Here is a 13,369-nt window from a genome sequence, read left to right on the forward strand (position 1 = left end):
GGGACCGCAAGACGCTGACATTGCAGGAGAACCGGGCCAAGGCCGTCGTGGCGGGTGAGAAGTCGGCGCGCACACCACGATTCGTGACCACCGAGGGTGACACTCGCACCCTGAACGAGGCCGCCCTGTCCAGGGCACGCCAGCTCGTGGGCCTGAAGGGGTACGTCACGAACATTCCCGCCGACACCATGGGTGCCGGTGAGGTCATCTCCTCCTACCACGACCTGTGGCACGTCGAGGCATCGTTTCGCCTGTCCAAGAGCGACCTTCGAGCCAGGCCGATCTTCCACCACACGCGGGACGCGATCGAGGCTCACCTGACGATCGTGTTCGCGGCGCTGGCGATCGCGCGTCATCTGCAGAACATCACCGGGCTGAGCATCAAGAAGATCGTCAAGACCCTCCAGCCCCTCCAGCAGATCGAGGTCACCATCGGCGGCCACACTCATGTCGCGGCCGACCCCCTCACCGATCTCGCAGAGCAGATCCTCGAGGCAATCAGGCACTCAGACGAAACACACTAAAGTGGCATGACTCGGGAGATGAGAGATCAAAGGGGATGAGAAAGCCGCGCGTATCGCGATCTCCGAAACCAGTGCCTACTGAGGCGAATACCCCCCACTCCGTCACCACGCCGAGCATCCCGCCACTACGACGACCAAGGCCCCGTCCGCAACCACCGGGCGGGGCCACCTCATACCCGGATCGTCGGCAACACCGATGACGGCATCATCTGCAAATCCGTGACGGACAACATCCAGCTCGGCGGACCATCGGTGAGGGTGAAAAGTGACGGCAATGTGCGCGGCCGGATCTGATGGCGCGCCAGTACTCGTGGCACCGACGAGTGCCACAGAGGCAGTCCCCCAGCGCGCCCGCGACGTCGCACCCGGAGCCTGCCATTGCAAGGCTCGCGAAATGCCCCGCCCAACAGGAGCACGAACCACAAGTCGCGCCGTAGGTTGAAGCTCGACCGGTGCAAGTCGCCGAACAACATTGCGGGGGCCGCCTTTAGGCGACCAAGATCACTGCCTCTCCGACACCTCCCCTCGGTCCAGAGGGGGCCGCCTGGCAGCACAGCATGAGACCAGCTTCGGCCTCACCCCCGCTTTGGCTTCTGCCGCTGCTGTGATCTGTCTGCTGCTGTTCCGGCGCAAATATCAGAAGGCACGGCCGACCGATGCACTGGCTTCGCCGCAGCCCGCACCGAAGGCGGAGAGATCACTTTGAGCGGCGGTCGGTACATAATGCACATGTAACCATTTTACTCCGGAATGTCAGGGAGACTTCCTGGGCTCGATGCTTCAGGCGTCGGGCATGCTGTGCCCCCTGCAAGAGCTCCGCGCACAAGCACACGCGGTACCCGACATTTTGGCCAGTCGCCATTGCTCCGGCGAGATGCTCTCTACTGATCTTGCGTCTCTTCCTCGCGTTCGTGCGTGTCATCGAGGACGACACGCCCGATGATTTCGTAGCGTTCGGGAGCCAGGTACCTGGATGCGATGGCGTACACAAGGCCTGCTACCCCGAAGGCAATAACAATCCATGGTGTCGCCGTAAATACAATGTCTTTTGATGCCGTCCCCGCGGCGAAGCTCCGGTTCTGAATCAGAAGCCAACTTACATAGATCATCCCAATTCCGCCTAGAAGCGGCGCAAGGAAAGTACGGAACCAGTTGGCGGATTCGGGATGCATCTTTAAAATGTGAAAATAGGAGATGACAGAGAACGATGTGAGTGCTTGGACAATGAGTATTGCCATCGTCCCCAGTATCGCCATGAGCGTGTACAGCTCGGCGTAGGGGTCGCGGTTCGTGAAGTAGAACCAAAGCACGATTATGGTGGCGATGGCAGACTGTACAAAACCGGCGACGTACGGTGATCCGTGAACTTTGTGCGCTGCCCCCAGAGTCTTCCGAAGACCCGGGATGAGGTCCTCGCGTCCGATGGCATAGATGTATCTTGCCGAGCAATTGTGAAAGGCCATTCCGCATGCGTAGGACCCGGTCATGAGCAGGAACTCGAATAGTGTCACCGCCCATGTGCCGATGTGTTCTTGCATGGGCTGGAAGAAGATGTTGCCCGCGTTGTTGGTGTCCTGTGCTATGGCAACCGCATTGCCTGGGCCAACGCCGACGATCGCGGACCATGAGATGAATACATAGAAGAGGCCGATGCCGATGACGGCAACCATGATTGCTAGCGGGATCACCTTCTTCGGATTGCGTGACTCCTCTCCATACATGGCCGTGGACTCAAATCCTACCCAGGACCAGAAGGCGAAGAAGAGGCCGATTCCAGCCGCGCCTGTCGCCACCACCGTTTTTCCGGGATGCAGCACAGATGGAACGACTTCGTGCAGGTTGTGGAACGCATTTATCGGGTTCAGTGAACCGGGCGACCAACCCTGTGGCCCACCGCCTGTGAAGATCACCGAGAATGCCATCAGGCTGAGCATGAAAATCTCAGTTATGAGAAATATGCCAAGTACCTTGACCGTTAAATTGATGTCGAAGTAGGTCAGTGCGGCATTCACTATGAGCATGAAGAGTGCAAACCAGATCCACGATATATTCATGGAGAGATGCTGGGAGAAGAAGTTGTGCGCAAAGAAAGAGAAGATGCCGACGAGAGATGCCTCGAATACTACGTACGCCATTGTCGTCATGGAGCCGGCAGCGAGTCCGACGATGCGACCTAAGCCGTGGGAGACGTACCCGTAAAATGCACCGGTTGCGGTGATGTGCTTCGCCATGGCCGAGTAGCCGAGTGCGAACAGGCCCAGCACTATTGTCGCGACGATGTAGCCGGCAGGCGCGTTCGCGCCGTTGCCGAAGCCGACCGCGATCGGCACGTTGCCGACCATGGCGGTGATCGGCGCGGCTGTCGCGACCGCCATAAATAACACTCCTGGGAGGCCGACAGCGTTTCGCCGCAGTCGCTGCACGCCGTCCCCGCTGACCCTGGTGTTCGTGGAGGCCTCACCTATGCCTTGGCCACTCGTCCTGTTGGGGTCACCATGCTGCGCGATCGAGTCGGTCATGATGCCAGATCCTCCGTTGCCTGATGCAGATGCGGGTTGTAATCAAGGAGACGTAGGCGAGGTCGACGCATCTCGGACCATCGGCCACCTGACACGTGCGCGACCGTTGTGATCTACCTCACTTGGATGTAGCCAGGATGGCACCACCGCGAACCGAAAACAAGAGCAGTGCGCAACTTTTGATCATTTGGTTGACCGTTTGAATATCTGGTTGTTGAGCCAATGGTTGTCAGTGACCTCACTGCCGCGCGGCAGCGAACAGCCGTGTGGTCCGGATTGATTGATGCGAACAGCGATCGCCTCCACCACGACAGGGCAACGCGTGGGCGCGACGAACCCAGGTGAGTCCACAGGTCGCGTCCGGCCCTGCAACCTGGCTATTGACGTTTTCGGTCAGACCGTAAATACTCTCGATGTGGGCTCGTACTACTGAGCGGGCAGCGCAGGGAGAGGGTTGATGATGCACGACTACGGCTCGTTCAGCTTCGACTCCAAGGCCGAGGTGCTCGAGAGGTCCAAGGAGTACTGGAACCCCGACAAGACCCAGTTCTGGTCCAATGCCGGAGTCGACTTGGTGATCGACAAGCGCGAGGGCTACTTCCTGTGGGACATGGACGGTCGACGTCTGGTCGACCTGCACCTGAACGGCGGCACGTACAACCTTGGTCACCGCAACCCGGAGGTGGTCGCCGCTGTCACGGCTGCGATGGAGCAGTTCGACATAGGTAACCACCACTTCCCGTCGGTGGCCCGAACCGCTCTGGCAGAGCGCCTGATCCAGACTGGACCGGTGGGCCTGACGCGAGTGGCCTACGCCTCGGGTGGGGGCGAGGCGATCGACATTGCGCTTAAGAGCGCGCGCCACGCGACCCAGCGGCGCAAGATCGTCTCGATTGTGAAGGCCTATCACGGTCACACGGGCCTTGCGGTCAGCGCAGGCGATGACCGCTTCTCCAAGATGTTTCTTTCTGACCGCCCGGACGAGTTCATTCAAGTCCCGTTCAATGACCTTGGTGCCATGGAGCGAGCTCTCATCGGTCGCGACGTCGCGGCGGTCATCATGGAGACGATCCCGGCCACATACGGATTCCCGCTCCCCGAGCCGGGCTATCTTGAGGGTGTCAAGGCCCTCGCCGGGCGCGCGGGGACGCTCTACATTGCCGATGAGGTCCAGACCGGCTTGATGCGTACCGGAGAGCTCTGGGGAATCACCAAGCACGGCATCAACCCTGACGTCCTCGTCACTGGCAAGGGGATCTCCGGCGGTGTGTACCCCATCGCCTGTGTGCTGCTCAGTGATCGGGCCGGCAAGTGGCTTACTGAGGACGGATTCGCGCACATGTCGACCTTCGGCGGCGCCGAGCTCGGCTGCATTGCCGCGTTGAAGACGCTGGAGATCACAACCCGCCCAGAGGTCCGCTCGATGGTGCATTACATCGCAGACCTATTCGGAGCCGGTCTGGCGGAGATCAGGGGTCGTTATCCAGACTGGTTCACGGGAATTCGGCAGAATGGTGTCATTTTTGGCCTCGAGTTCAACCACCCCGAGGGTGCAAAGTTCGTCATGCGGCAGCTCTACGAGCACGGCGTCTGGGCGATCTTCTCCACACTCGATCCACGAGTGCTCCAGTTCAAGCCGGGGATCCTGATGAATGACGCTCTGTGCGATGAGGTCCTCGATCGCGTCGAGGTTGCCGTGCAGAAGTCTCGAGATGACGCCCGCACCGGGTCAGGAACGGCGGCGTGATGACGGTTGACACGGCGCGCGCCGGCCACATGCTTGAACAGGCCCATTGGGCGGCTAGGGGCTACTCCACCTTCGATGCCGCCACCGTGCAGCGTATTGTCGCGGCGGTCGCGGACGTTGCCTACGCCAACTCGCAGCGATATGCCGAGTGGGCAGTCCAAGAGACCGAGATGGGCGTTGTGGCAGACAAGGTCCGTAAGAACCAGGCATGCTCCAAGGGGCTCCTCGAGTTCTACGCCGGCCAGGACTTCGTCTCGCCTCGTGTTCAAGTGCAGCAGAAGATGGTGCAGATCCCCCGGCCGGCCGGCGTGGTCCTGGCAATTACACCGACGACCAACCCGGTCGCGTCGGTCTACTTCAAGGTGCTGTTGAGTCTCATGACCCGCAACGCCGTAGTCGTTGCACCGCATCCGCGCGCCAAGGAGTGCTGTGCGGACGCCGCCGGCCTCCTCGGACGCGCCGCGGAGGAGGCCGGCGCTCCGATCGGGATAGTCCAAGTCGTCGACGAGCCGAGCATCCCCCTGCTGACTGCACTCATGAAAGACGAGCGCACCGATGTGATCGTGGCGACGGGCGGCTCGGACGTGGTGCGCGCGGCATACTCCTCGGGCAACCCAGCCCTGGGTGTCGGGCCTGGCAATGTCCCCGTCATGGTCGACCACACCGCAGACCTCAAAGCAGCGGCTGAGCGCATTGTCGCCAGCAAGGCGTTCGACAACTCAGTACTGTGCACCAATGAGTCGGTCCTGGTTGTCGAGGAGTCCGTCTCAAGCCAGCTGGAACGCGCAATGGCTCATGCCGGTGCCCACGTGCTCGACCAGGAGTCGACCGACCGATTGCGCTCCTACATGTTCTTCGGCGGCCACCTCAACACGGATGTCGTCGGCAAGGATGCCTCGTGGATCGCCGAGCAAGCCGGCTTCCGGGTGACCGCAAAGACACGCCTGCTGGTCGCGCCGATCGAGAGCGTGCTTCCCGACGACCCAATGACCCACGAGAAGCTCTCACCGGTGCTCGCGCTGGTCAGAGTGCCGGACGTTCAGCGGGGAATCGGCGCCTGCCGCGCAGTAGTGCGCATCGCCGGCGCTGGGCACTCGGCCGCCATCCACAGCGAGGACCCGCGCACGATCATGGCCTTCACTGCCGGGGTGCCCGTCCTACGCGTGGCCGTGAACATCGGCGCCAGCACCGGTTGTTCCGGGCTCGGGACGAACCTCGCTCCGTCGATGACGATCGGCACCGGGTTCGTCGGTGGTAGCTCGATCGGCGACAACCTCGAGCCTGCGCATCTGCTGAACTGGGCGAAGATCGCCTACAACGCCGACATCAGCGCCCCCATGGACAGTTTCGCCGGCCTCGACCCGGCGCATGCACCCAGCGGTCGCACCCCGGCGTACCCCATGGCCTCCAATGCCACCCACAGCAGTATCTCCGCCTCCGCATTGGGTGCCCGTGTCGAGGCGGCCGTATCCAGTCGGCTGCCTCATGGCGCTACCGAGCAGTTCCGTGACGAGATCCGCCAGCTTGTCGCCGAAGAACTCTCACAGCTGCTGAAAGGATGACCATGACCGAGCTACGATCCTTCATCTTCATCGATCGCCTGCAGCCGCAGACAATGTCCTACCTCGGCACCTGGATCAAAGGCGTGCTTCCGCGCGCGCACGCTGCGGCCCAGATCATCGAGGTCGCCCCCGGGCTTGACATCGAGGGGATCACCGACATCGCGCTCAAGCACGCTGATGTGCAGGCCGGGATCCTCGTGGTGGAGCGCCAGTTCGGCTACCTGGAGTTCCACGGAGAGACGGGCTCGGTGCAGTCCGCCGCGGCAGCCTGCCTGCGGTCCATGGATGCCTCCGCCGCGTCGGCCACCCAGCCGACGATCCTAGCCAGCAAGATCATCTCCAGCATCGAGCACCAGCACGCATTCCTGATCAACCGCAACAAGATCGGCTCGATGGTCCTTGGTGGCGAGTCAGTCTTCGTCCTCGAGGTGCAGCCCGCCTCCTACGCGATCCTCGCAGCAAACGAGGCCGAAAAGGCTGCCGATGTCAAGGTCGTAGACTACCGCATGATTGGCGCGACGGGCCGAGTCTATCTCTCCGGCACTGAGGCCGATGTGCGTCAGGCGGCCGATGCTGCCCGGGAGGCGCTCGGTGGATAACGGGACCGCAGGCACCGGATCCGCAGAGTTGCGACGGCTTGTGGCACAGGTCGTCCGCGAGGTGGTCGCGGACGTCGCCGCCAAGGAAATCACCACCGTAGGAGAGGGAGCACACGCCACACGGTCCGCCGCGGCGCAGTCGCCAGGCCCGACCGCACAACCGACCGGACCGATCAGCGGCGCCGCTCGTTCGCGAACCGAACGGGTACGCATCACCAGTGACGCCGACCTGCAGCAGTTCGCCTTCCACCTGGTCGGCCTCTTTGAGAACCCGAAGGCTCGCGAAGACATTCGTACGGGGCGCCTGCGGTTCCAGCTCGCCGGCGGGGCCACGGCTCCGGCAGCCTCCGGCGCGGTGGAACGCATCGATTCCGGTGCCGTCACCGAGCGCCGCGTCGCGGCAGCCGCCGAAGCCGGCGCCAGCCTGCTGCTCGGCAGACGTGCCGTCCTGACACCACTGGCACGTGAGAAGGCTCGTGCGCTTGGTGTACCCGTTGAGAAGGAGCGCCGATGATATCCGCAGTTGTGACTGGAAACGTCTGGTCGACCCGCCGCGTCGACGGCCTGCCGAGTGGTGCCTTCCTCGAGCTCGAGATCCCCGCCACCGGCGCCAGGATGATCGCGTTCGATGTCCTGGGCGTCGGGCTCGGCGAACACGTGCTCGTAGCCCAGGGGTCCGTCGCCTCGCACTGGTTCACCGGTCCGCCACCGCCCGTGGATGCACTGATCATCGGCTCGATCGATGCCGGCTCCACAGGCTCAGCGCCTGGCTCGGAAGGCGGACCACCTGGCTGATCGGCGCACCGGCGCCCCGATCCCGCATACCCATCACCCATCGGATCCATTGCGGTCCAACCGAACCCAGAAGGAGCAGCAATGTCCAGTAGCGCCATCGGAATGATCGAGACCAAGGGATTCGTCGCGGCCCTCGCCGCGGCCGACGCGATGGTCAAAGCCGCCAACGTCACCATCACGGATCGTGAGGAGGTCGGGGACGGCCTCGTCGCGGTCGTGGTGACCGGTGAGGTCGGCGCCGTCAAGGCGGCCACGGAAGCAGGTGCAGAGACCGCGGCTCAGGTCGGTGAGCTCATCAGCGTGCATGTGATCCCGCGGCCACACCCCGAGCTCGGAACACACTTCGACATCTCTACGAAGTAACGCAGGCACTCGACCCAGCCCAGGAGGTGAGCTGTGAACACCACCCCCGTCCCCCAGACGGACCTGCGCGTCTATCTCATGGTCCGAGATCTGCAGCGCAAGTTCGCCGCATTCATGGGCACGCCGACGCGCGCGCGTGGCTACCCACCCTACGAGGGCGATCACGCCCTGATCGTCGAAGTGTCCCCCGCCCTGGCCATTCAACGGGTCATCGACCTGGCTCTACGTGAGGTGCCCAGTGTGGTGCCGGGAATCCTGTACGTCGAGCGGCAGTTCGGCGTTCTCGAGGTCCACTCGCACGACCTCGACGCAGTAACCCAGGCCGGCCAGGCAATCTTAGACGGGACGAACTCCAAAGCCGAGGACCAGCTGCGCCCACGAGTTCTATACCAGGACGTCATCGAGCACATCAGCGACCAGCACGCGACCATCCTGAACCGCACCCGAGGCGGGTCGATGATCGTCCCCGGTGACTCACTGCTCGTGTATGAGGTGGCTCCAGCCCTCTTTGCGGCAGTCGCGGCAAATGAGGCTGAGCGTGCCGCCCCAGGTGTCACGATGGTGGATGTCCAGATGATCGGTGCCGCTGGTCGGATATTCATCAGTGGCAACACTGTTGACGTGGCGACTGCACGGGACCGAATCACCGAGGTCCTCGACGGCATCGAGGGCCGCGATCACTGATCGCTCGATGCCATGAAGGACGAAGGGACGACAGGAATGACCGTCGACAGCACCGAGGACGACCTGGTGGCCCGTGAGGCTCTCATCCGGTATGACTTTTCGGCCCGGACCGACATCCGGATGATCAATCTCTCCGAGAACGCGACCTACCTGGTGCATGATCCGACGACCGGTCGAGATGGCATCCTGCGGGTGCACCGTGAGGGCTACCACCCGGTGCGCTCAATCGAGTCCGAGCTGATGTGGCTCGACGCGCTGCGACGGGATGCCGGAGTCGAGACCCCCATATCGGTGCGCGCACGCGATGGTGCCCGCGTGATCACCGTCCACCGTGAGAGCCGGCAGCGGCATGCTGTGCTCTTCGAGAAGATCGGTGGCATCGAACCCGACGAGGACGCGGTATGCGCCACAGACTTCAAGACGCTCGGGGCGTTGACCGCACGCCTGCACCGGCACGCGCGCACCTGGCGGCGTCCGAGGCAGTTCCACCGGTTCTCCTGGGACTGGGACCACACGCTGGGCAAACAGCCGCGTTGGGGGCGTTGGCAGGACGGCATTGGCATTGGCATCGGCGAGCTGAGCCACCTGAGCGAGGTGGCAACGCTGATCGGGCAGCGGCTGCGGGCATACGGCGCAAGCGCTGACCGGTTCGGTCTGGTCCACGCCGATCTTCGGCTCGCAAACCTGCTCGTGGACGACGGCCACATCAATGTCATTGATTTCGACGACTCTGGCTTCTCCTGGTACCTCTACGACTTTGGCTCGGCAGTCTCGTTCATCGAGGATGACCCAAGGCTCCCCGAGTGGCGGTCCGCCTGGATCGCAGGCTATCGCGACGTGGCGACACTCACGTCGGAGGAGGAGCAAATGCTAGACACCTTCGTCATGCTCCGCAGATTCATGCTCGTCGCCTGGATGGGATCGCACTCGCACGCCCGCGAGGTCCAGGAGAAGGGCAGCGACTACACCGCCGGCACCTGCGAGCTCGGCGAACGTTACCTGTCATCCAGTGGCGCATCGATCTAGCCACCCGACACTCTCATCAGTCCGACCAACCGCAGTGAGGTGCCAAACATGTTTACATCCATCGCTCACCGTTCGGTTGTCGTAACCGGTGGCAGCAAGGGCATCGGCTTCGGCATCGCCAGCGTATTCGCGGCCGCCGGCGCAAACGTGCTCATCGCGGGACGCGACCAGGGCGCCCTCCGCCGCGCATCCGAAGAGCTGCGAGACCACGGCAGTCAGGTCGAGTCCGTCGTCGTCGATGTCGCTGACCCACCATCGTGCCGGCGCATGGCCGACCACGCTGTCGAGGCATTCGGCGGTATCGACGTGCTCTGCGCGAACGCAGGCATCTTCCCCACCGCTCGCCTCGAGGACATGTCCGCCGAGCAGCTCGAGGAAGTGCTCTCCGTCAACTTCAAGGGCACGGTGTACGCAGTTCAGGCCTGTCTGCCCCACCTGGAGGCATCCGGGCACGGACGGATCGTCGTGACCTCGTCGATCACCGGACCCATCACTGGCTACCCAGGTTGGTCTCACTACGGTGCGAGTAAGGCAGCCCAGCTGGGGTTCATCCGCACCGCGGCGATGGAACTCGCGCCCAAAAAGGTCACCATCAACGCGGTGATGCCCGGCAACATCATGACCGAAGGCTTGGACGGGCTGGGCCAGGACTACCTCGACCGAATGGCCTCCAGCGTGCCGATGGGCCGCCTGGGATCGGTCGAGGACATCGGACACGCGGCCCTGTTCTTCGCAACGGATGAGGCACGGTACCTCACCGGACAGTCGCTCGTCATCGACGGGGGGCAAGTACTGCCCGAGTCCTTGATGGCTCTTGAGGAGATGTAACCCGCGCATGCGCATCGTCAAGGTCTCCGACCGGATCATGAGATAATTCGGACGGACCAAATAACCGCCATGTCGAGATGACTGGAGACGATATGGGAGAGCCCGAGCCCCAGGGGTCGCACGCCGTTGCTGAGGAGCTACGACGGCGACTGGTCTCGGATATCGGCAGCGGGGTGCTGTCACCCGGTGCCCGGCTGGGTAGCGAACGTGAGTTGTCCGAGCACTACGGCGTCAGCCGGGCCACCCTCCGGCACGTGCTCGCCGCGTTGCAAGAGGCTGGCTTGGTGCGTCGTGTGCCCGGCCGTGGCGGCGGTACGTTCATCAGCCATGCGAAGCTCGAGCGTGACCTTTCCCGGGTGGTAGGAATGCCGGCATACCTTGCTCGGCAGGGCTACGTGGCTGGAAGCCGAATCTTGTCCACCCAGGTCATTGCGCCCGACGACCAGACGCGGACCGCACTGCACCTGTCCGACCGCGAGCTCGTCATCCAGATCCGGCGTATCCGGTTAGCGGATGGCACACCAATTTCCTTGGATCATGCACAGTTCCCTGCCGATCGGTTCACGGGCCTTTTGGAGCAAGCGCTGGGTGGGTCCATCTATGAGTTGCTGGAGCGCGAGTATGGGGTCGTGCCCGGCGAGGCGGAAGAACTCATCGAAGTCGTCAGCGCGACAGAGAATGAAGCCTCCATGCTGGGGGTGGCGCCCGACTCCGCCCTCTTGTCGATCACCCGGACAACCGTTGACTCCGAGGGCTTGGCCTTCGAGTTCTCCCGTGACCTGTTCCGCGCCGACCGGACACGGATCTCGGTGAAGGCTCCCGGCCGCGGCGTCCGTAGCCACGCCAGGCAGGATGGTGAGTTCGTCGAGCTTCGCGCTATTCAGACCGCCCTATAGCAACACCGCGGCGCAGCCCCGAGTGTCTGATTAGGTCGTCTACGACACAGCAATCCCTGTTACTGCTGCACCAACTCGGTTCCCGGGTCTTGATCGTTACCCAATCACCCGGACTGGTTTCCGCTGACGGAGGCATCAACTCACTCGCAGACATTGGCTCAAGGAAGGTCTTCATGGACTCAGTTATCGCTCGCCTACTCGACGCCAGAGGTCTAGACGTGCCCGCGTCGGACATGGAGGCGCTGCGTGATCACTGGCGCCGCATCAGGTTGCTGCGTGCGGAGATTGATGGAGCCCAGCCGGCCGATTTCGAGATCCCTCTGACGTTTGCGGCAGAAGGGCACCACGGTGAGCAGTGACCTGGTAACCAAGTCGCTGGCTGATTTGTCGAGCCTGATCGAGCGTCGTGAGGTGTCACCGGTCGAGCTCACGAGGGCGATGCTCGCGCAGGTGGATCAGCACAGCGACGCCCTGAAGGCGTATATCTCGATCTACCACGAACGCGCACTGCAAAGCGCAGCCGATGCCGAGGCGGACATCGCTAAGGGCCATTACCGCGGCAGGCTGCACGGGATCCCGATGGGCATCAAGGACAACATGTCCTTTGCGGGCCAGGTCACCACGATGGGCTCCAAGATCCACCGTGACTTCGTGTCCGACCACGATGCGACGGTCGTCGAGAGGCTGAGGCGGACGGGCGCGGTGTTTCTGGGCAAGCTCAACTTGCACGAGTACGCGCTCGGTGTCACGACAGACAATCCTTGGTATGGCACCTGCCGCAACCCCTGGGACTTGGACAAGACGCCCGGTGGCTCCAGCGGCGGGTCCGCGGCGGCGGTCGCAAGCCACCTGAGCGTGGTGTCGCTCGGCTCGGACACCTCCGGCTCGATCCGCATCCCGGCTGCGATGTGTGGCGTAGTCGGCCTCAAGCCAACCTATGGTCGAGTGAGCAAGTTTGGCGTGTTCCCCGAAGCGTGGACCCTCGATCACGTGGGCCCGATAACGCAGACCGTCACCGACGCGGCGATCCTGCTGGACGCGATCAGTGGGTACGACGTCCACGACCCGGCTTCGCTGGACCTACCGCCGACCCGCACGGCTGAAGCGCTGTCGAGTGCCGTGTCCGGGCTGGTGATCGGCGTCGACGACGAGTACTTCTACGCCGATGTCGACGACGACGTCGCGGCGCGGTCTCGAGCCGTTATCGCGGGCCTGGAGGAGCTCGGCGCGATCGTCCGGCCGGTGACAATTGGGGATTCGCAGCATTATGAGTACGCCCTTACCGTCATCGACACTGCCGAGTCCACCGCGGTGCACCATGCGAACCTTCGTGACCGTCCACAGGACTTCGGCGATGACGTTCGGCTGCTGCTGGAATGTGGAGAGCTGCCCAGCGCGGTAGATTACCTTAAAGCACAACAGGTTCGGTATCGGTTGCGTGATCAGATGCGGGCGGTGTTCAACCAGGTCGATGTGCTGATCGCGCCGACGGTGCCGGTGCGGTGCCCAGCGGTCGGCGAGTCGATCACGACGTTGAATGGCCGTCAGGTTGAGACCGGGGACGCCCTGATGCGGCTTATCGGACCGGCGAGCCTGCTGGGCCTGCCGAGTCTGTCTTTGCCCGCTGGGGTAATCGACGGAATGCCGGTCGGGCTCCAGATCATTGGACCGCCTCTTGGCGAGCAACGGGTGCTTGACACGGGCCTAGCCTGCGTCTTTCACGGGTTGAGGTGTGACGCGCGGTCGGGGGACGTGAAAGTGCCTGTGCTGTAAGAGATACTTGGGTTTGCGACAACTCAGGATCTCTACAGGACAGGCACTTTCAA

Annotated in this window: 14 protein-coding genes; 13 read left to right on the forward strand and 1 reads right to left on the reverse strand. The window is 63.0% G+C overall.

Annotation, left to right across the window (positions count from 1 at the left end; all coding sequences use genetic code 11):
• A partial coding sequence (locus tag FGL98_RS23590; RefSeq protein WP_425461023.1) for an IS1634 family transposase occupies nt 1-524 on the forward strand: 524 nt, incomplete at its 5' end.
• A gap of 881 nt (nt 525-1,405) precedes the next feature.
• Here FGL98_RS23590 and FGL98_RS23595 read toward each other — a convergent pair.
• On the reverse strand, nt 1,406-3,043 hold the full coding sequence (locus FGL98_RS23595) for an APC family permease (RefSeq protein ID WP_146321118.1): 1,638 nt from the start codon (nt 3,041-3,043) through the stop codon (nt 1,406-1,408).
• A 457-nt stretch (nt 3,044-3,500) separates the two neighbouring features.
• Here FGL98_RS23595 and FGL98_RS23600 point away from each other — a divergent pair, with 457 nt between their 5' ends.
• The 12 genes from FGL98_RS23600 (at nt 3,501) to FGL98_RS23655 (ending at nt 13,316) form a co-directional block, all read left to right on the forward strand.
• Nucleotides 3,501-4,790, forward strand: coding sequence for a class-III pyridoxal-phosphate-dependent aminotransferase (locus FGL98_RS23600; protein ID WP_222432381.1), 1,290 nt, complete (start codon nt 3,501-3,503; stop codon nt 4,788-4,790).
• A complete protein-coding gene (locus FGL98_RS23605; protein WP_146321119.1) occupies nt 4,790-6,352 on the forward strand; it encodes an aldehyde dehydrogenase family protein in 1,563 nt (520 codons plus the stop codon). The genes FGL98_RS23600 and FGL98_RS23605 overlap by 1 nt, the downstream gene beginning before the upstream one ends.
• 2 nt (nt 6,353-6,354) lie before the next feature.
• Nucleotides 6,355-6,951, forward strand: a complete 597-nt coding sequence (locus tag FGL98_RS23610; RefSeq protein ID WP_146321121.1) for a BMC domain-containing protein — start codon at nt 6,355-6,357, stop codon at nt 6,949-6,951.
• Complete coding sequence (locus FGL98_RS23615) at nt 6,944-7,465, forward strand: hypothetical protein (protein ID WP_222432382.1); 522 nt, start codon at nt 6,944-6,946, stop codon at nt 7,463-7,465. Before FGL98_RS23610 ends, FGL98_RS23615 begins: the two co-directional genes overlap by 8 nt.
• Nucleotides 7,462-7,746: a EutN/CcmL family microcompartment protein gene (locus FGL98_RS23620; protein ID WP_146321126.1), complete on the forward strand. Its 285-nt coding sequence runs from the start codon at nt 7,462-7,464 to the stop codon at nt 7,744-7,746. The genes FGL98_RS23615 and FGL98_RS23620 overlap by 4 nt, the downstream gene beginning before the upstream one ends.
• An 81-nt stretch (nt 7,747-7,827) precedes the next feature.
• Nucleotides 7,828-8,109: a BMC domain-containing protein gene (locus tag FGL98_RS23625; protein WP_146321128.1), complete on the forward strand. Its 282-nt coding sequence runs from the start codon at nt 7,828-7,830 to the stop codon at nt 8,107-8,109.
• Nucleotides 8,110-8,142: 33 nt separating this feature from the next.
• On the forward strand, nt 8,143-8,793 hold the full coding sequence (locus FGL98_RS23630) for a hypothetical protein (protein WP_246136713.1): 651 nt from the start codon (nt 8,143-8,145) through the stop codon (nt 8,791-8,793).
• Nucleotides 8,794-8,829: 36 nt separating this feature from the next.
• The gene (locus FGL98_RS23635; protein WP_146321130.1) at nt 8,830-9,819 is read left to right on the forward strand and encodes a phosphotransferase enzyme family protein; all 990 of its coding nucleotides are present in this window, start codon (nt 8,830-8,832) and stop codon (nt 9,817-9,819) included.
• Between the two features lie 48 nt (nt 9,820-9,867).
• The gene (fabG, locus tag FGL98_RS23640; protein WP_146321132.1) at nt 9,868-10,647 is read left to right on the forward strand and encodes a 3-oxoacyl-ACP reductase FabG; all 780 of its coding nucleotides are present in this window, start codon (nt 9,868-9,870) and stop codon (nt 10,645-10,647) included.
• A 77-nt stretch (nt 10,648-10,724) separates the two neighbouring features.
• A complete protein-coding gene (locus tag FGL98_RS23645; protein WP_222432383.1) occupies nt 10,725-11,543 on the forward strand; it encodes a GntR family transcriptional regulator in 819 nt (272 codons plus the stop codon).
• Between the two features lie 173 nt (nt 11,544-11,716).
• Nucleotides 11,717-11,902, forward strand: coding sequence for a hypothetical protein (locus FGL98_RS23650; protein ID WP_146321134.1), 186 nt, complete (start codon nt 11,717-11,719; stop codon nt 11,900-11,902).
• Nucleotides 11,892-13,316 (forward strand): amidase, encoded by a 1,425-nt coding sequence (locus tag FGL98_RS23655; protein WP_146321136.1) that lies wholly within the window; start codon nt 11,892-11,894, stop codon nt 13,314-13,316. The genes FGL98_RS23650 and FGL98_RS23655 overlap by 11 nt, the downstream gene beginning before the upstream one ends.
• The last annotated feature ends 53 nt before the right edge of the window (nt 13,317-13,369 follow it).

This window comes from Leekyejoonella antrihumi (assembly GCF_007845645.1).
GTDB classification, from domain to species: domain Bacteria; phylum Actinomycetota; class Actinomycetes; order Actinomycetales; family Dermatophilaceae; genus Leekyejoonella; species Leekyejoonella antrihumi.